The sequence below is a fragment of the Weizmannia acidilactici genome (assembly GCF_008974185.1).
Taxonomy (GTDB): domain Bacteria; phylum Bacillota; class Bacilli; order Bacillales; family Bacillaceae_C; genus Weizmannia; species Weizmannia acidilactici.
In genome coordinates, this window is the sequence record NZ_BKZP01000003.1 from 1 (window position 1) to 19,221 (window position 19,221).

The window sequence follows — 19,221 nt, forward strand, 5'->3', positions numbered from 1 at the left end:
TAATAACTGATGCCAATAAATTATAAAAAATGGTTATTATTCCAACAGTCTCTGATAACATTGCTTTGCATTAAAAAAGGGGTGCCCCCGGGTCAGCTCACTGACTTTGGGGACAGCCCTTTTTCTTTCATATTACAGCACATAACGTTCGGCTTCGATGATTTTGTCGGCGGCTTCGCGTTTTTTCGAAATGACGTTTATCGGCGTGTGGCGCGTTAATTTGCGGAGCGCGGACAGCGTCATTTGCAATTGGTCGCCCTCCAGGCAGGCTGCAAGCGATTCTTTTGCAATTTGTTCTGACTGGTTGAACGCTTCTTGTGTGAAAATTTGCGTGTACAACAGTTTTTGTTGATGTTTGTCTACGCCTTCTTTGTTGATCGCTTTTTCTGTCCGGAGCACGCAGGACTCGGCTGCATATACATTCGAAACGAGGTCGGCCACATTGGCGAGCAGTTCCTGTTCGTTTTCGAATTTCTTACCGAAAGTTTGCAGCGCCGTTCCTGCCACAAGCAGCGCAATTTTTTTCATGTTCCTGACCAAATATTTTTCCTGTTCAAGCGGCTCATCGCCCACCTGGTCCGGCATCATCATCATCAATTCTTCCTGCAGGCTTTGCGCTTTCTCGAGAAGTGGCAGTTCCCCTCTGAAAGCTTTTTTCACATACGTACCCGGCACGATCAGGCGGTTGATTTCGTTCGTTCCTTCAAAAATCCGGTTGATGCGGGAGTCGCGATAAGCCCTCGATACTTCGTATTCATCCATGAATCCGTATCCGCCGTGGATTTGCACTGCTTCGTCGACAATATAGTCAAGCACTTCGGATGCAAAGAATTTGTTCAGCGAGCATTCAATCGCGTATTCTGCGATCGCATTGGCCACCGCGCGCCCGTCTTTTTCTTCTTCCGGCGTAAAGTGGCTCATTCTTTCATCGAACAATCCGACTGTGCGGTATACAGAGCTTTCGGCTGCATACAATTTCGAAGCCATCGTGCCGAATTTTTCTTTCGTCAGGTTAAACTGGGAAATCGGCGTTTTGAACTGCTGGCGGCCGTTCGCATATTTTACGGCAATTTCCAATACATATTTGCTGGATCCGACTGCGCCGAGCCCTAATTTATAACGGCCGATATTTAAAATGTTGAACGCGATCTTATGCCCTTTGCCGATTTCGCCGAGCACATTTTCCACCGGAACCTGCACGTCCTCAAGAATAAGGGTTCTCGTGGAAGACGATTTGATCCCCATTTTCTTTTCTTCCGCACCGGTCGAAACGCCCGGGAAAGTGCGTTCCACGATAAAGGCCGTGAATTTGTCGCCGTCCACCTGCGCATAAACGGTGAAGACATCTGCAAATCCCGCGTTCGTGATCCATTGTTTTTCCCCATTTAAAATATAGTGGGTACCGGCTTCGTTTAATCTCGCCGTCGTTTTGGCGCTGCGTGCATCCGATCCGGAGCTTGGCTCAGTTAAGGCATAGGCGGCAATCCATTCTCCCGTTGCCAGTTTCGGCAAATATTTTTTCTTTTGTTCTTCGTTTCCAAATAAAACGATCGGAAGCGACCCGATGCCGACATGGGCGCCGTGGGAAATTGCAAATCCGCCGGCCTTGGCGATTTTTTCGGAAATCAAAGCGGAGCTCACTTTATCAAGGGCAAGGCCGCCGTATTCTTCCGGGACATCGGCGCTTAAAAGCCCGAGTTCGCCGGCTTTTTTCAATAATTTGACGGAACGGTCGAATTCATGGTTTTCCAAGTATTCCACTTGCGGTATGACTTCATTGTTCGTGTAGTCTTCCGCCGTTTTGGCAATCATTTTTTGTTCTTCGGAAAGTTCTTCGAGCGTAAACACTTGTTCCGGTGTAATGTCGTCGATTAAGAAACTGCCGCCTTTTACAAATTCTTCAGTTTGGTTTGCCATTTCAAATTCCTCCCTTTTCGTATTTCAAATTCGAATGCGGGATGCGGCTCCGGCCCCTTCAAGGGATCAAACTTGCCGAAAGTTTCCGGACCGCCCCTTTTATGAAACGAGTTCAAACACGCCGGCTGCGCCCATGCCGCCGCCAATACACATCGTGACGACGCCGAACTGCACATTTCTCCGCTTCATTTCATGCGCAAGTGAGAGGGTTAATTTTGCGCCTGTGCAGCCGAGCGGGTGGCCAAGGGCAATAGCGCCGCCGTTGACATTGACAATATCTTCGTCAAGGCCGAGCTGGCGGATGACCTGGATCGACTGTGAAGCGAATGCTTCGTTTAATTCAAACAGCCCGATATCCTCAAGGTTTAAACCTGCCAGTTTCAAAGCTTTCGGTACGGCTTCCACCGGGCCGATTCCCATGATTTCAGGGCGGACACCTGCAACCGCAAATGAGCGAAATTTCAGAAGTGGCTTCAGGCCAAGGGATTCGGCTTTTTCTTTATCCATTAGCATGACCGCGGCGGCGCCGTCGCTTGTTTGCGACGAGTTGCCGGCCGTAACGGTGCCGTTTACCGAAAATGCCGGACGCAGTTTTGCGAGCGTTTCCAAGTTTGTATCCGGACGGACGCCTTCATCCTGCGAAAATACAACCTTTTTTTCAATGAGTTCGTTATCGTCGTTCACCGTACGGATCGTGACATCGACCGGGACGATTTCCTCATTAAATTTGCCTTCCGCAATGGCTCTCGCCGCTTTTTGGTGGCTACGCACGCTGAACGCATCCTGGTCTTCGCGGCTGACGCCGAATCGTTTCGCGACTTCTTCAGCCGTATGCCCCATACTCATATAATATTCCGGCGCCGTTTCCGCGAGCCTCACATTCGGGCGGACAACATGCCCCATCATCGGGACAAGGCTCATCGATTCCGCCCCGCCGGCGATAACCGTATCGGAATGGCCGAGCATAATCCTTTCCGCGCCGTAAGCGATCGCCTGCAGCCCGGATGAGCAGTAGCGGTTAATCGTGATTGCCGGCACCGTTTCCGCGAGCCCCGCCAAAACCCCGATATTGCGCGCCATGTTCATGCCTTGCTCCGCTTCCGGCATGGCGCAGCCGATAATCAAATCATCAATATTCCCTTCATAGTTGCCGGCGCGTTTTAACGTTTCTTTTACGACCAACGCGCCCAAATCGTCCGGCCTGACTGTTGCCAGCGTCCCTTTTTTTGCTTTGCCGACCGGCGTTCTCGCACCTGCCACAATGACAGCTTCCCTCATCGATTTCCCCTCTTTCCGTGTTTTTGCCAAAAAATTAGTTAAAATTAGTTTCTTAACGGTTTTCCTTTTAGCAGCATGTGCTGCATCCGCTGCTGTGTTTTCGGCTGGGCGATCAAGCTTAAGAAGGCTTCCCTTTCCAAATCCAGCAAGTATTGTTCATCTACTTTTGTCCCAAATGGCACTTTCCCGCCCGAAAGCACGTATGCAATCTTTTTCGCGATCTCCAAATCGTATTCAGAAATATAACCGGACAGATACATCTGCTGCGCCCCAAGCAAAAGCGCCGCATAACCTGTTTCCCCGACGACCGGGATTTTTTCGCGGACAGGCGGTCTGTAACCGGATTCAACCAAATGCAGCACCGCCCGTTTTGCATCGTAGATCAGGTGGTCCGGATTGGAACTGATGCCGTCCGTCTGATCGAGGAAGCCGTTTTCGCGCGCTTCTTCGGCGGATGTGGACACTTTTGCCGTCGCGATCGTTTCAAAGACTCTGTTGGCAACATTTTGCAGGTCAAACTGCACACCTTTCGGGATATTTTTCAAGTGCTTCATGTACAGCTCTTTATTGCCGCCTCCGCCCGGAAGCAGCCCGACCCCGGTTTCCACAAGGCCCATATACGTTTCACTTGCCGCCTGGATGTGCGCCGTGTGCAGACAAACTTCAGCACCCCCGCCGAGCGCCATCTGGAACGGCGCGGCGACAACCGGCTTCCAGCTGTATTTGATTTTCATCATCGTATTTTGGAACTGGCGGACGACCATATCGAGTTCAAAAATGTTGTCATCCTGCGCTTCCATAAGCATTAACGCCAGGTTCGCCCCGACGCAGAAGTTTTTGCCCTGGTTGCCGATGACAAGCCCTTTGTAATTTTTCTCCACTTCATCTATCGCAAAATTGATCATTTGCAAAATATCGAGCCCGATGGCATTGCTTTTCGAATGGAATTCAAGCAGGAGCACCCCGTCGCCGATATCAATCAGGCTGGCGCCGGCATTTTCTTTGATGGTTTTACCTTGTTTTTTCAAAGCTTTCAGGCTGATTTCTTTCGGGTTCGTTTCCACGGCTTTGTATTCGCCGTTATCGTAATAGAAAACAACGCCGTTTTCTTCTTTGTAAAAAGAGGTAAAGCCTTTATCGAGCATTTCTTTTACCCAGCCCGGCACCCGGATGCCGTCCAGCTCCATTTTCTGCACGGATTTTCCAACGCCAATCGCATCCCATGTTTCAAACGGCCCGTAGCTCCAGCCGAACCCCCATTTCATCGCCCGGTCGATCGAAACGATATCATCGGCAATGGTGCCGGTCAGTTCCGCCGTATAAGCGAGACACGGGGCGAGGATGTTCCAGAGCAGCCGGCCGGCGCGGTCATCTGCGTAGATGATGGTTTTTATTTTATTGGCAGCGCCTTTTACCTGCTGGGCCGCTTTTAAAGAAGCCGCTTTCATTTTTGTGCGCTCTCCGTATTCCATTGTTTCAGGATCCAGTTCATAAATGTCTTTGCCTTTTTTCACATAAAAGCCCTGACCGGTTTTGCTGCCGAGCCATCCTTTTTCAACGAGTTTGTGCATAAAATCCGGTACTTTAAAGATTTCTTTTTCTTCACCGCCGACTTTTTCATATACGTTTTTTGCAACATGGACAAACGTATCGATGCCGACGACATCAAGCGTCCTGAACGTCGCGCTTTTCGGGCGCCCGATAACCGGGCCCGTAATGGAATCGACTTCCCCGATCGTATAACCACCTTTTATCATTTCGCGGACAGTGACAAGCAGGCCATATGTGCCGATGCGGTTGCCGATAAAGTTTGGCGTATCCTTTGCGATGACGACGCCTTTTCCGAGCACGTCTTCACCAAACTGTTTCATAAAAGCAACGACTTCCGGATCGGTATCGGCCGTCGGAATCACTTCCAGCAGTTTCAAATAGCGCGGCGGGTTGAAAAAGTGGGTGCCGAGGAAATGCTTTTTAAAATCTTCGCTCCTCCCTTCCGCCATTGCTTCGATCGAAATTCCGGACGTGTTCGAGCTCACGATCGTGCCCGGCCGGCGGTATTGGTCGACTTTTTCAAACACGGATTTTTTAATGTCCAAACGTTCCACAACCACTTCGATGATCCAATCCGCTTCTTTTAAACGGCCGATATCATCTTCCAAATTCCCCGCTTCGATCAAAGACAGGCTTTTTTTTGAAGTGAGCGGGGCCGGTTTCTGCTTCAGCAGTTTTTTGAGCGCGGTTAGGCTGAAGCGGTTCCTGACATCTTTGTCTTCCAATGTTAACCCCTTTGTTTTCTCCTCTTCTGTCAGACCGTTCGGGACGATATCCAGCAAAAGTGTTGGGATCCCGATGTTTGCCAGATGTGCGGCAATTCCAGATCCCATTACGCCGGAACCGAGAACGGCCGCTTTTTTAATGTTATACCGCATAATGCATCCCCTTTCGACAATCTTTTGAATGAATACTCATTCATTATACTTTTTAAAAAAATAACGCTTTCAGCTTTTCTAATAATAATATATACGAATTTTTCCGTCCTATCAATCACTTATTCTCAAAAAATGACCATTTTTTAAAATTTTTTATGTTCCGCGCCGATTTGGACAAGATAAACCCGCAAGCCGATGAGGAGGTGGAAACATGGCAAAATTAAAGAAAAACCCATCTAAAGCAGGCGTCAGTGCAGCAAGCGTAAAAGGCAACGCCGGACCGACAATCGAAGCGGACGGCGGTGGTAAAGTGAACAGCCAGAACAACCAGTACAAAAAATAGCAGCCCTGCCCTGCATAAGATGCGCTACTCTTTCAAACAATAGGAAAAGACATGTAATAAAGGAGGAACAATCATGCAACAGCAGCCTTTTTCACAGCAGCAAAACGCGCAAATGAATTACAGCGCTCCACCACAGGTAATGTCGACAAAAGATTTGGCATATGTGAATGATATGCTGGCATGGAATCTGCTTGCAATGAAAAAAGCGCATGATGCCGCCATGCGCTGCCGGGACATTGAATTAAAAACGGTTTTTGAAGCGTGCGGGCAAATGCACCAGCGCCATTACCTGCAGATCATGGGGCATTTGAACAACCACCTGCAGCAGTAACAGGCGGCCCTTAATCCACTAGATGAGGAGGCATGAAGATGGACAACCAGCAAAAAATTCAAAACCCGAAAACGCAGGTCCCCGAAACGCCGGAGATGAACGACCGCGACCTCGCTTATGACCTGCTTTCCATGGAAAAATACATGACGGCTTCCTATAATACGGCAATGAATGAAGCGAGTCACGAAGCGCTGTACCGCGATCTCCTTTCCATTTTCACGGAAACACAAAACCAGCAGCGCAAACTGTACGAATTGATGTTCAAAAGAGGATGGTATAGTCTTGAAGCGGCGGAGCAGCAGAAACTGCAGCAATCTTACCAGCAGCATCAGGGCTACGCGTCGCAGTTCCCGTACGGAGGCCAGGTGCAGTGATCAAAAGCAGGCGGGGCCATAAGCCCCGCCTGCTTTTTAATTCTCGCTCGAAAACATATATTTTTTATAATGGTAACGGATGGAAAAAATAAACCCAACCGAGAGCATATTGCCCATCAGCGAGCTGCCCCCGTAGCTGATAAACGGAAGCGGAATCCCGGTGATCGGCAATACCTGGATCGTCATGCCGATGTTTTCGAATACGTGGAACGTAATCATTGAAATGACGCCCGCGCAAATGTACGTGTAAAAATCATTTTTCGTTTCAAGCCCAGCTTTGATAATATGGTAAATTAACATAAAAAACAAGCCGATGACGATGCTTCCGCCAATGAAGCCGAACTGTTCCCCGATGACGCTGAAAATAAAGTCCGTCTGGTTTTCCGGAAGATTGACTTCCGTCGTGCCGAGCCCTTTCCCAAATGTCTGCCCCGACCCGATCGCCATTAAAGACTTGATCAAATGGTAACCGTCCGTCGTAGAATAGTTGTACGGATCAAGCCAGGCATAAATCCGGCCGAACTGGTATTGGCGGACGCCGAGGTAGGTTTCAAGTATCTTCGGGTTCCAGAGGACAAAATAAAAAATGACCGCAACAAGTGCCGCACCGCCGCCGAAAATCGGAAGGAGCAGTTTCCACGTGATCCCCGACACAAAAACGAGCCCGAAAAAGATGGCAATAAACACCAAAGTGGTTCCCAAATCCTGGGAAATAGTCAGCATCAGCGGCACAAAAAGACATAAGCCGAGCTTGATAAACAGCCAAAAATCGGATTTTACTGTCCGGTTCAGCACTTTTTGGTTATGGTCCGATATGAGCCGGGCCATTGCCAAGATCAAAAACGGCTTCATGAATTCCGACGGTTGGAACGAACCGATGACCGGAAACACGAACCAGTTTTTTGCCCCTTTAATCACAGGGGCAATGGAGGCCGGCGCAATCATCAGCAAAACCAATAGAAGAATGCCAAGCCCGTAGCCGTACCAGGAAATTTTTTTCAGCTGTTCTGAATCCAGTCTGATGACAAGCGCAATCAGGCCGACGCCAATCATATAGAAAAGCGCTTGTTTTAATACAAAGCTGTGATTGGCAGTGTATATCGACACAAGGCTGACAATGCAGAACAACATCAGCGTCAGGACAAGGCCGTAGTCAATTCTGGAATTATTATCGTGTGAAGCCATTCAAATATCACCTATCTGCGTGCTTTAATGTCATAGCAAAAGAAAGCAGCCGGCCTGTAAAATCTATTTTTTAATGCATAAGGCAGGCGCGCAAAACGGAAACACTCATCGTTTTTTTCATACAAACTTTATTATACATCATACCGGCATAAGCACAATCATTTTCCTTTTGGAAATATTTTTGAGGAGGCCGGCATCAGTTAAAAAAAATTGAATCCTCCTGTTCTGCCGATTAAAATAGTAGGAAAGCGAAAAAATATCGATGGAGATGGTTATGATTTATGGAACCGATCAAAAGCACAGAAGCGTTTAAAAAAATTACCAGGGGAAGCGATCCGGTCATCGTAAAATTTTATGCGGATTGGTGCCCGGATTGCAAAGTAATGAATATGTTTATCGGGGATATCATCAAGGATTACCCGCAATACAAATGGTACGAAATCAACAGCGACGAGTTCCGCAGCATTGCGGATGAAAACCAAGTAATGGGCATCCCGAGCCTGCTCGTGTTTCAAAACGGCGAGAAAAAAGCGCACCTGCACAGCGCGAACGCAAAAACACCCGAACAGGTCCGCGAATTTTTGGATTCCGTTGCATTATAAAAAAAATCGGCCGCGTGCCGATTTTTTTGCTGAGGGGCATCTCCCGCTTTGTACAGCTGCGGGCGCTATCGGCCGACGGTTCTGTCCTATGCAAGGCGGGTAATAGCCCGTCCCGCGCCTTGTTTCCTTTATCTTAGCCGAAGACAGTGAAATCCATCCCCCTGGCCGAGGCCCCTCCGTTTTTTATTGGCTCTGTTACATTATATTGTTGATTCCTGCGGGATAGCGGCAAGAAGAAACCCCTCGTGCTGAGATATCGAACGTGGCCCGCAGACGCAGGGAGCGAAGCGGATTTCGCGATCATCAACATTGATTACGAACATAACCTTTTATTAATATGTTGTCAATTTCAACATTTCCTGGAGCCGGTAAATGCCTTTTAAAAAATAGGTGGTGAAGCCTTTATGTTTTTCGTACGGAACGGTGAAGGCACCATCCTTATTTGTCCATAGCCGCCCGAAATAGCGGCTGATGTCTTTTGTGACGGTTGCGTTATTAGGGGCTTTTACAAACAAATCCGTCTCTAGGTTGTAATCATCCAAATTCCTTAGCGTCAAATTGGTCGACCCGCCGAAAAACAGCGATTGTCCGGGCTTTTCGATCCATATGAGTTTTGGGTGGAATTGCTCGAGCCCAGTATTGTACCAGCGAATTTTGATTTTCCCGTCCGTTTTTTGCGCCAGCTCCTGCGCTACAGGCTGGTTCGGCAGCCCGATTTTTTTATGGCCGAACGCATTTAAGTTCGGGTCCAAAATGAGCCGGATGGAAACCCCGCGTGCCGATGCCTCCTCAAGCGCATCGACCACTCTCCTGTCCGCCAGATAAAACATCGCCATTGAAATTGTATCACCTTTTTTCGTGGCGTTCAGTTCCTTCATTAATCGGCTGTACACTTTCCCCTCGGTTAACAGCTGTACAGCAATATCGCCTTTTTCCTCCTTTTTCCCCTTATACGCAGGTAGTTTTGGCCCGTCCGACATATCGGAAGCCGACTGCTCCGATTTCAGTACATCGCTTACGATCGACCCTTTTACGAGAAAAGCGATATTCGAATGCCAGCCACTTGCATCAACGGCTTTAGGCCTTCCTTTTTAAGGTAAAAGCTTAATTCCCAATGCTTCTGCAATTTTTTCACCGTACCGTCTCAATTCCGCGATCCCGTAAAAAAGGGACAGCATGCCTTGAAAAACGTATTTTCTTTTCTTTTCCTGGTACAATTCCTCTTTTAACATCAGGACAGCATTTTGCAGATCCTGCTTCTCCTCAAGTGGCAGATCAAGCTCCGCAATCTTCCTCTTCATTTCCGCAAGCAGGCTGCATATTTCGCCGGTTTCATCATTCACCGGATAAAGGTCTTCAATTTTGCGACGGACAAGGGGCGGCCGCCGTTCTTTCAAAAAGCCTTCAGCAGCGTAATCCAATTGATCCATAATAAATTCTGCGAGCTGTTCCAGATCCACCTCTACGCCATCAATGACCGTGATTTTCATGTATGCATGAACAATGCCCCCGTACACGAGAATAGCGTCCAGCACATATGGTTCAAATGCTTCCCCATATATTGAAAGCATCAGTTCTTTATAGTACTTTTGTATAGCGTAATTCTTTTTCTCGAAAAATACCCTTAAGCCCTCGTTTATAGAATGGTTTTGTTCCCGCTGCAGCATGACGATAAAATCGCGGTGCCGGATGCAAAATTGAAACAGGGAAACCAGCTGCCTTTTTTCCTTTTCCCTCGGCGTGGCTTTTTGTTTCTCGATTTCCTTCAATATTTTTGAAAGTTCATCAAAATAGTATTGGAAAATTTCTATTAATAACTCATCTTTTGAAGAAAAGTACGTATAAAAAGCCCCTTTGGAAATCCCGCAAACATTCACAATGTCCTGGACCGTTGCCGTTTGGTAGCCTTTCTCCGCAAATAATTTGATTGCCGCCCGGATTAATTCCTCTTTTTTCTGCTTCATCTTCATCACCGCATAGAATAATCAACCGAAACAAATGACATCCATCAATTTCAGCCCTGTAACCTAGGGAAATTTTGTTTTGCCCTTGCTTTGTTAGGAAAGTGGGCAAAATATCATCTCCATAAATATTACCCTGCCTTCTACATTATTTTCACAAATTTTATCTAAAAAAGGTTGAAATCAAAAATAAAGTCAGTTATATTATAACTGGAATATGACCAGTCAGTCAAATCATTCTGACTGGTCATCAATCATTTTCAAAGGAGTGTCGCAACTACCGTGAAACATATTATCCAGTTCTGCCTTAGCAACAAGTTTGCCATTTGGCTCATGACACTGATTGTTACAGGCGCAGGCATTTACGCCGGAATGAATATGAAAATGGAAACCATTCCGAATATCAATGCCCCGATTATGATGATCACGACAACCGATACCGGAGCAACACCGCAGGAAGTGGAAGATAAAATCACCACGCCAATCGAAGAAAAAGTGAAAGACCTTACCGGTGTCCAAACCGTGACCACTTCATCAACCGAGGGCAGCTCCCAGATCCAGCTCGAGTATAAATACGGGCAGGATATGGACCAAGCGAAAAAAGATATCCAGGATGCGCTCGAAAAAGTGGATCTGCCGGATAATGTCGACGCTCCTGCAGTACAAAGGATCAGCATCAACGATTTCCCGATCCTTTCTTTAAGTGTTTCAAATCAGCATAAGTCTTTTCAAGATTTAACAAAAATAGTCGAAGAAGATCTTGTTCCAGAACTCCAAAGCATTGACGGTGTATCTGATGTTCAGACTTCGGGGCAGTATGTCCAGGAAGTCCAATTGACCTTTGACCAAAATAAGCTGAATGCACTGGGGCTTACTGAAGATACTGTAAAGCAGGTGATCCAAAACTCAAATATTACAGTTCCGCTCGGTTTAATTAACTTCGGGAAACAGGACAAATCGGTTGAAATCGACGGGAATGTAAAATCCCTTAAATCTTTTGAAAACATGAAAATCCCGTATACCCCAACATCCGGCACAACCGGCAGCTATTCCGCATCTGCCGCTTCCGGCACCCAAAGTGCGGCGCAGGCCGGAATCCCGACTGTTGCATTAAAAGATATTGCGGACATTAAAGTTGTCGGCAAACATGAGTCGATTTCGAAAACGAACGGAAATGACTCCATTGGCATTCAAATTACAAAAGCGCCGGATGCCAACACGGTAGATGTGGCCGACGCTGTAAATGAAAAAGTGAAAAAATTTAAAGTCAACTATCCGGGTATGCAGGTCTCCACAATTTTGGACCAGGCCACCCCGATCAAAGACTCAGTGAAAACGATGCTTGAAAAAGCGGTTATCGGGGCAATTTTTGCAATTTTGATCATTCTGTTGTTTTTGCGGAATGTGCGTTCCACGATTATCGCGGTTGTCTCCATTCCTCTCTCGCTACTGATTTCTTTTATCATTTTGAAGCAGCTCGGCATCACCTTAAACATCATGACGCTTGGGGCCATGACGGTCGCAATCGGGCGTGTCATCGATGACTCGATTGTTGTCATAGAAAATATATACAGGCGCCTGAACTCCCCAAGTGAAAAACTGAAAGGCAAGGCGCTGATCCGTGAAGCGACAACCGAAGTATTTAAGCCGATTATGGCCTCCACAATCGTTACCGTTGTTGTATTTTTGCCACTGGCGTTAGTAAAAGGCATGGTCGGCGAGCTGTTTATGCCATTTGCTTTGACGCTTATTTTTGCGCTTTTGGCATCGCTTCTGGTCGCAATCACCGTCGTCCCGATGTTTGCGCACTCGCTGTTTCAAAACGGGGTGAAGAAAAAAAGCGGGGCACTGCAGAAAGAGCACGGCACGCTTGCTTCTTTATATAAAAAAGTGCTGGACTGGTCGCTCAACCATAAGCTGGTTACTTTCGGTACAGCATGCCTACTTTTAATCGGAAGCTTGTTTTTAACCCCGCTGATCGGCGTCAGCTTTATCGAAAACGAAGGACAGAAAGTGGTTTATGCCACGTATACGCCGGATCCGGGCGAAACGCTGTCTGATATAAAGAAAGTTACTGCAAAAGCGGAAGACTTTTTATTGAAACGTGAAGGCGTAAAAAATGTGCAGTACTCGATCGGCAATACAACTTACAGCACGAGCAGCAACTCCGCGGTTTTTGTCATAGAGTACAAAGAAAACACGAAGAATTTTGATAAAGAACCGGAAAAAGTCATAAAAGCGATCCAAAAACTGTCTGACCAGGGGACTTGGAAAGCACAGGATTTTAACGCCGGGTCAAGCAAAGATTTAACGATGTATGTATACGGCAACGATATGGAAGAAATCAAGCCTGTGGTCAACAAAATCGAAAACGTTATGAAAAACAATCATGACTTAAAGAATGTCGAAACAAGCCTTTCAAAAACGTATAGCCAATATACACTCGTGGCGGACCAGGACAAGTTGAGCCGGCTCGGACTAACGGCCGGGCAGCTCGGCACAGGGCTGGCGCAAACAGGCAACCAGTCCATCCTTACTACCGTTGAAAAAAACGGCAAAGAACTGGATGTATATGTGAAAGCGGCGGATTCCGATTATAAGGACATCAATGACCTGACAAAGAAACAAATAACCACTTCCCTCGGTACAAAAGTTCCATTAAAAGATGTGGTCACGGTGAAAAAAGGGGAAACCCCGAATGCGGTCCAAAAACGTGACGGGAAAATTTATGCCAGTGTAACGGGGACAATTAAAACGGCAGATGTCTCGAAGGTCACGCAGGATGTTCAAAAGAAAGTGGACAAACTTGATATCCCGAAATATATCCATGTGGAAACGGGCGGCGTTACAACAGACATCAATGACTCGTTTACAAAACTCGGTTATGCGATGGCGGCCGCAGTTGCAATTGTATACCTTGTGCTTGTCATTACATTCGGCGGGGCGCTCGCACCATTTACAATTTTATTCTCGCTGCCGTTTGCAGTGATCGGCGCATTGGTTGCGCTGTTTTGGGCGAATGAAACAATCAGCGTCACTGCCATGATCGGGGCGCTGATGCTGATCGGGATTGTCGTTACGAACGCGATCGTGCTCATCGACCGGGTTGTCCATAAAGAGCGGGAAGGGCTGTCAACAAGGGAAGCGTTGCTGGAAGCAGGGGCTACAAGGCTGCGCCCGATTTTAATGACCGCTTTTGCTACCATCTTTGCGCTCGTTCCGCTCGCATTGGGATACGGCGGCGGCGGGCTCATTTCAAAAGGGCTCGGCATTACCGTTATCGGGGGATTAACAAGCTCCACCCTGCTCACGCTTTTAATCGTACCGGTTGTTTACGAATTTTTAATGAAATTCAGGAAAAAAGGTAAAAAAATAAAAGAAGCATAAGAACAGCATTCCGGCTAAAAAGGGGGCGCCCCCTTTTTAGCTGGAAAATGATATTCCTTCACCGGCTTTGTGAAGGAAAAAGCGTCACCCATTCATTCGCTTCGCTGATTCTTCGTACCTTTCCGCCGATATTTTCGGCACTTCCGCTGATTTTTCCGGAATGTCCGCCGATTTTCCTATATCTTCCGCCAATTTCGCAAAACAAATTGCGACCGTCTTGCTGCCGAAACCCACTTGTTGGATTTTTATCATGCCCCAACGAAAAAGGAACTGCCCCACAAGCCATTCACTAACCTGAGGCACCCCTTTTTTACGCAGGGCAATATTGATTTCAAGAAAAGCGGTCATCATACATGAAAGCCTTTTACATTTTCGCAGCCAGTGCCAATTCCGGTTCCGGGGACGGTTTACCGATAAAATAGCCTTGCGCATAGTGCATGCCGATAGATTTGCAGTATTCGAGCTCTTCTTTCCGTTCGATGCCTTCCGCAAGTACAAAAATGCCGGTTGCATTCGCAATATTCATGACTTCCTGCAGGAACCGCTGCTTTACTTTATTTTGATCACAATGTGAGATGAAGAAGCGGTCAATTTTGACATAGTTTGGATTTAAGATTTTTAAAGTTTCCAGCGTGGCATAACCCGAACCAAGATCATCGAGCGCCACCTCCACCTCGAGTTCCCGGTACACGTCGAGGATGCTTTTCAAAAAATGGACATTGGAAATTTTTTCAGTCTCCACGACTTCAAAAACAAGATCCTGCGGGGAAATGTCGTGCTGTTCGATCATAGTGAACGTTTGGCGTAAACAAACCTTATAATCGTAAATCGATGCTGGCAAAAAATTAATAAAGCTTTTCACGCCGCCGGGCAGTTTCCCGGCCCGGGCTTCGAGCGCCGCTTCCCTTGCGCGCAGATCCAAAAGGGAATGCAGCCCCGTTTTGTGGGCCACGTCAAATAAAAGGCCGGGCGGGATATTCCGTTTCGGAAAGTTGGTGCGGAGCAGCGATTCATAACCGTAAATTTTGTTGTCTTTCATCCGGATAATAGGCTGGAAATAACTTGTAAGGCTTCCGGAAATGATCACTTTCACAAGCAATTCATGTTTAATCCGTTCTTTCAAATAGGGCAGCGGCAAGCTTAGTGGCATGCCGCTCCGTCCGTATGGCTGGACATTGGTGAATAGTTCGGCCGTTTCAGGTATATCATTTAGCATGTCAAATAAAGCCGCTTTTGTCGAATACGGGATAACCAAATGATCGGAATGTACTTCTTCTATGCGGAAATTTTGCATAAAGTACTCAATCACAGCAGGAGTTTTTTGTATATATAAACATCCGCTTTCCGGAATATGGAATGATGCATCGTTCTGCAGTTTCAACTTCTCATTTGGCATATTAATCCATCCTCTATCCGGTGTTTTAACTTAGTTATATCAAAATATTCTTGACATTGCCACTAAATCAATCGAAAATGTGAAATTTTTCACGGCAGATAGGTGACCGCCCTTTTTCCCAATGCATTCCATGAAGCGGTAAATTGCTTTTTATCACTTTATGCGGTTTTTTCCCGGAAAGCGGGTCATTTATTATATAGACATGGCCGGCGTCATAGCCGACGAGCACGACCGCATGCAAATCAAGCGGCGTTTTGACCACCTCATCCTTATGCTGCCACTTTTCCCATCTGTCCGGCAGCCGGTAATCCCCGGTTGTCCAAACGACAACAGGGCGCCCGTCTTCCACCTGCTGCAGCACTTTTTCGAACGGCGCGCCGGTTAAATTATACGCCCTGTGCGGCATATAGCGGTCAAGTAGCGCCGCAATTTCACGATCATATACCGCATAGCCCGGTTTTTTCCCGGAAACATCCCCGACAAAGCCATCTTCCGGATCACCCCAGCTGACAATGTCCCCGCTTTTTGTCTTTTTGAGCGGATCCGAATCTTTCTTGATTTGTTTGGCAAGCGCTGTTTTATCGGCCTTTATGCCGGCATACCGGAGAACCATCGCCAGGCTCGTCACTTCACAGCCGTATTTCAACTCGGGATTTTGCCAGATGAGCGGCACATCCAAGATTTTCTTCTCCTCTTGCTCTCCCGGGCCGGATGAGTCACCGGTTTTCAATTTTTCCACGTTCCGGTACTCCGTTTTTTCTTCCGGATACGATTTTTCTTTTGTCCCGTATCCCGGAAGAAAAGCAATGAGCATATATCCGATGCCTAACAGGGCAAACATTCGTTTCTCCATATCTTCACCTTCTTCTACTATATCTTGTTAAAGACAGTGGTTGCTTGTTCTCAATTGCCGTATCCATCTAAATGAAAAATTTATATTCATTTTTTCTCGTTTTTATTGATAATATCGTGGCTTCAAATCCTTATTTAAAATTATTTTAAATAAGAGTTGATTTTTAAAATAAATATGTTATTATATAGATATCATTATTCTAAAGAGGGTGGAAGATTGATGAGCAACCAAAAAGACAGAAATAAGAAAATGACTACCGCGTTTGGTGCACCGGTTCCGAACGATACAGATTCCAAAACGGCAGGCAAAAGAGGCCCGTTATTGATGGAGGACTACTGGTTCGTTGAAAAACTGGCCCACTTCGACCGCGAAGTCATTCCGGAACGGCGGATGCACGCAAAAGGTTCCGGCGCTTACGGAACATTTACAGTGACGAACGATATTACAAAATATACGAAAGCAAAGCTTTTTTCTGAAGTCGGCAAGAAAACTGATATGTTCATCCGCTTTTCCACTGTTGCCGGTGAACGCGGCGCGGCGGATGCCGAACGCGATATCCGCGGGACCGCAATGAAATTTTACACGGAAGAAGGCAACTGGGACCTTGTCGGCAACAACACGCCGGTCTTCTTCTTGAGGGATCCGAAGCGTTTTCCTGATTTGAACCATGTCGTCAAACGCGACCCGCGCACAAACATGCACAGTGCGCAGGCAAATTGGGATTTTTGGACGCTGCTTCCTGAAGCGCTCCATCAGGTCACGATTACGATGAGCGACCGCGGTATACCGGCCAGTTACCGGCATATGCATATGTTCGGCAGCCACACGTACAGCATGTTCAACGCAAATAATGAACGCGTCTGGGTGAAATTCCACTTTAAAACACAGCAGGGGATTAAAAACCTAACAGACAAGGAAGCGCAGGAACTGATCGGACGAGACCGCGACAGCCACCAAAGGGATTTGTTTGAAGCCATCGAGCGCGGGGATTATCCAAGATGGACGATGTACATCCAGGTGATGACGGAAGAGCAAGCGAGGCATCTCCCATACAATCCGTTTGATTTAACAAAAGTCTGGTACCATAAAGATTTTCCGCTGATTGAAGTCGGTGTTGTTGAACTGAACCGCAATCCTGATAACTACTTTGCGGAAGTGGAACAGGCCGCATTTGCCCCGACCAATATTGTTCCGGGAATCGGGTTCTCGCCGGATAAAATGCTGCAGGGCCGCCTCTTCTCCTATGGCGATACGCAGCGTTACCGTTTAGGCGTGAACCATTGGCAAATTCCAGTCAACTATCCGAAAAACGCGAAAAACTTCCATCCATACCACCGTGACGGCGCGATGAGAATTTTCAACCCGGCTGAAGGAGGCTCTATTTCTTACAGCCCAAACAGCTACGGCGAATGGGAAGACAGCAAAGAACATCAGGAACCGGCACTGGATATTTTCGGTACGGCTGACTACCATAATTTCCGGGAAGATGATGACCTTTATTATGAACAGCCGGGAAAACTTTTCAGGCTCATGACGCCGGATGAACAGCAAAGATTGTTCGAAAACACGGCCCGGAGCATGCAGGGAACGACAAAAGAAGTCCAACTCCGCCATATTACAAACTGCTACAAAGCGGATCCTGCATACGGCGAGGGCGTGGCGAAAGCAATCGGCATCGCTATGAGCGAAGTCGAAGCCGCTGTGGCAGGAAAATAATGACTTAGCAAACAAACGGGCATGCCTGTTCAGCCGGACAGCCCACGTACGTCTGTAATGAAAAAGCCCCGCAATGCGGGGCTTTTTCATTTATATACTTTTTTTGTAAATTTCGCGAGCACTTCATGATACAACTGGATCAATTTTTCAAAAGCCGGATTAAAGAAATGCTCCAATTTATGGATGCCATATGCCGCTACCAATGCAACAACAATACTTGCCGCGACGTCCAGCGGATAATGGTGGCCGACCCATACCCGGGAAATGCCGGTTAAAATGGCACAGACAATCATGACCGAGCCTAGTTTCCGGTTCCGCATCCATAAAGCAAAAGCGATCGCAAAGGTGCCCGATGCATGGTCGCTCGGGAACGAATCGTCTGCTGCATGCGGAATCAGGATCCGGATATGATAAGTAACAAATGGCCGAGGTTCATAGTAAACGAGCGTGATGAAATAATTGATCATCAAAGCGGCGATACCTGTTATCCCCGCATAAAGCACCATTTTTTTCATCTTGTTATTACCTAAAAGCCATACCAACAATAAAACGGCGGCAAAAAGCGGAAGAGCATCCTGTGTAAAAAATATCATCAATTGGTCTATTAAACGGTCATGCCCGGATAAATTGTGGATCATAAAAAACAATTCGGCATTCTCATTCATGAATCAATTCTCTATCCTTTCTGATACGGCCCATTTCGGCAGATGACGGTTCGGTGTTAAACATCTCGTCAATGCGGACAAACCGGAAGCCGCGTTTTTTCAATTGCGGAATCGCATGCCGCAGCCCTTTAATGGTATAATGCGGGGCATCTTCATCCGCGCCCCAGGTTACGCCGCAATCATGCAGCAAAATTACATCTCCGCTTTTTACACGGGTGGGGAGCCCCTGCGAAATTTTTTCCGATCCGCCTTTTTTGCGCCAGTCCCTGAACATCCTCGACCAGAGCACCATTTTAAACTGCCTGTGCAGGAAAAAATCAAACAGCTGGATCATCCCCCATGGCGGGCGGTAATAAGCCGGTTTTTCGCCGGTGATCTTTTCAATGATCCGCGCCGAATGTTCAAGCGCGCGCGCATTTTTCCACGGCGCCATCAGCCAGTTGCAATGGTGCACATAATTGTGGATGCCGATACAATGCCCTTCACGATGTATGCGCAAAACCAGTTCCGGATACCGTTCCGCCCTTTCCCCGACAAGAAAGAAAGTGGCCTTGACGCCTTCACGCCTTAATAGATCAAGCAGTTCCGGCGTATAGTTAGGATCCGGGCCGTCATCAAAAGTCAAAGCAATCTCCCCGTTTTTCTTCCCTTTGCGGTACACCCCGGTGCTGAACCATGTGGATAAAATATATGGAATAATAGCGTAAATGAAAAGCAGTGCAAACAAGAACATCATCACATGGACCAACAATGAAATCACCCCTTTCAAAAGCTGTTCCCCGTA

Annotated in this window: 17 protein-coding genes; 6 read left to right on the plus strand and 11 right to left on the minus strand. The window is 47.1% G+C overall.

Annotated features, from left to right (window positions below):
* Nucleotides 1–132 precede the first annotated feature (132 nt).
* From BpJC4_RS01805 to BpJC4_RS01815, 3 genes are all read right to left on the minus strand, one after another.
* A complete protein-coding gene (locus BpJC4_RS01805; RefSeq protein ID WP_151680238.1) occupies nucleotides 133–1,917 on the minus strand; it encodes an acyl-CoA dehydrogenase FadE in 1,785 nt (594 codons plus the stop codon).
* A 99-nt stretch (nucleotides 1,918–2,016) separates the two neighbouring features.
* Nucleotides 2,017–3,195 (minus strand): acetyl-CoA C-acetyltransferase, encoded by a 1,179-nt coding sequence (locus BpJC4_RS01810; RefSeq protein ID WP_151680239.1) that lies wholly within the window; start codon nucleotides 3,193–3,195, stop codon nucleotides 2,017–2,019.
* Nucleotides 3,196–3,239: 44 nt separating this feature from the next.
* Nucleotides 3,240–5,624 (minus strand): 3-hydroxyacyl-CoA dehydrogenase/enoyl-CoA hydratase family protein, encoded by a 2,385-nt coding sequence (locus tag BpJC4_RS01815; RefSeq protein ID WP_151697459.1) that lies wholly within the window; start codon nucleotides 5,622–5,624, stop codon nucleotides 3,240–3,242.
* A gap of 211 nt (nucleotides 5,625–5,835) precedes the next feature.
* On the opposite strand from BpJC4_RS01815, the gene BpJC4_RS01820 reads away from it, so the two are divergent.
* The 3 genes from BpJC4_RS01820 (at nucleotide 5,836) to BpJC4_RS01830 (ending at nucleotide 6,672) form a co-directional block, all read left to right on the plus strand.
* On the plus strand, nucleotides 5,836–5,967 hold the full coding sequence (locus BpJC4_RS01820; protein ID WP_151697460.1) for a YuzL family protein: 132 nt from the start codon (nucleotides 5,836–5,838) through the stop codon (nucleotides 5,965–5,967).
* A gap of 73 nt (nucleotides 5,968–6,040) precedes the next feature.
* Nucleotides 6,041–6,298, plus strand: coding sequence for a hypothetical protein (locus tag BpJC4_RS01825; protein ID WP_151680242.1), 258 nt, complete (start codon nucleotides 6,041–6,043; stop codon nucleotides 6,296–6,298).
* A 38-nt stretch (nucleotides 6,299–6,336) separates the two neighbouring features.
* Complete coding sequence (locus tag BpJC4_RS01830; RefSeq protein WP_151697461.1) at nucleotides 6,337–6,672, plus strand: spore coat protein; 336 nt, start codon at nucleotides 6,337–6,339, stop codon at nucleotides 6,670–6,672.
* 36 nt (nucleotides 6,673–6,708) lie between these two features.
* Here BpJC4_RS01830 and BpJC4_RS01835 read toward each other — a convergent pair whose 3' ends face one another.
* A complete protein-coding gene (locus tag BpJC4_RS01835) occupies nucleotides 6,709–7,857 on the minus strand; it encodes an FtsW/RodA/SpoVE family cell cycle protein (protein WP_151680244.1) in 1,149 nt (382 codons plus the stop codon).
* Nucleotides 7,858–8,138: 281 nt separating this feature from the next.
* Here BpJC4_RS01835 and BpJC4_RS01840 point away from each other — a divergent pair, with 281 nt between their 5' ends.
* Nucleotides 8,139–8,459 (plus strand): thioredoxin family protein, encoded by a 321-nt coding sequence (locus tag BpJC4_RS01840; RefSeq protein ID WP_151680245.1) that lies wholly within the window; start codon nucleotides 8,139–8,141, stop codon nucleotides 8,457–8,459.
* Between the two features lie 332 nt (nucleotides 8,460–8,791).
* On the opposite strand, the gene BpJC4_RS01845 is transcribed toward BpJC4_RS01840, so the two are convergent.
* Both BpJC4_RS01845 and BpJC4_RS01850 read right to left on the minus strand, forming a co-directional pair.
* A complete protein-coding gene (locus BpJC4_RS01845) occupies nucleotides 8,792–9,439 on the minus strand; it encodes a phospholipase D-like domain-containing protein (protein ID WP_253724281.1) in 648 nt (215 codons plus the stop codon).
* Between the two features lie 111 nt (nucleotides 9,440–9,550).
* Entirely contained in the window at nucleotides 9,551–10,423 is an 873-nt protein-coding gene (locus BpJC4_RS01850) for a TetR/AcrR family transcriptional regulator (RefSeq protein ID WP_172967511.1), read from the minus strand.
* Between the two features lie 279 nt (nucleotides 10,424–10,702).
* Here BpJC4_RS01850 and BpJC4_RS01855 point away from each other — a divergent pair, with 279 nt between their 5' ends.
* Nucleotides 10,703–13,807, plus strand: a complete 3,105-nt coding sequence (locus tag BpJC4_RS01855; protein WP_151680247.1) for an efflux RND transporter permease subunit — start codon at nucleotides 10,703–10,705, stop codon at nucleotides 13,805–13,807.
* Between the two features lie 84 nt (nucleotides 13,808–13,891).
* Here the strand turns inward: BpJC4_RS01855 and BpJC4_RS01860 are convergent, their stop codons facing one another.
* The 3 genes from BpJC4_RS01860 to BpJC4_RS01870 form a co-directional block, all read right to left on the minus strand.
* Complete coding sequence (locus tag BpJC4_RS01860; RefSeq protein WP_151680248.1) at nucleotides 13,892–14,158, minus strand: hypothetical protein; 267 nt, start codon at nucleotides 14,156–14,158, stop codon at nucleotides 13,892–13,894.
* Nucleotides 14,159–14,171: 13 nt separating this feature from the next.
* Entirely contained in the window at nucleotides 14,172–15,203 is a 1,032-nt protein-coding gene (locus BpJC4_RS01865) for an EAL domain-containing protein (RefSeq protein ID WP_151680249.1), read from the minus strand.
* 67 nt (nucleotides 15,204–15,270) lie between these two features.
* Entirely contained in the window at nucleotides 15,271–16,056 is a 786-nt protein-coding gene (locus tag BpJC4_RS01870; RefSeq protein WP_371862295.1) for a C39 family peptidase, read from the minus strand.
* Between the two features lie 219 nt (nucleotides 16,057–16,275).
* Between BpJC4_RS01870 and BpJC4_RS01875 the strand changes: the two genes are divergently transcribed.
* The gene (locus BpJC4_RS01875) at nucleotides 16,276–17,772 is read left to right on the plus strand and encodes a catalase (RefSeq protein ID WP_151697462.1); all 1,497 of its coding nucleotides are present in this window, start codon (nucleotides 16,276–16,278) and stop codon (nucleotides 17,770–17,772) included.
* 86 nt (nucleotides 17,773–17,858) lie between these two features.
* Here the strand turns inward: BpJC4_RS01875 and BpJC4_RS01880 are convergent, their stop codons facing one another.
* Together BpJC4_RS01880 and BpJC4_RS01885 are read right to left on the minus strand one after the other, a co-directional pair.
* Complete coding sequence (locus BpJC4_RS01880; protein WP_151680252.1) at nucleotides 17,859–18,437, minus strand: undecaprenyl-diphosphatase; 579 nt, start codon at nucleotides 18,435–18,437, stop codon at nucleotides 17,859–17,861.
* A complete protein-coding gene (locus BpJC4_RS01885; RefSeq protein WP_151697495.1) occupies nucleotides 18,430–19,173 on the minus strand; it encodes a polysaccharide deacetylase family protein in 744 nt (247 codons plus the stop codon). Before BpJC4_RS01885 ends, BpJC4_RS01880 begins: the two co-directional genes overlap by 8 nt.
* Between the last annotated feature and the right edge of the window lie 48 nt (nucleotides 19,174–19,221).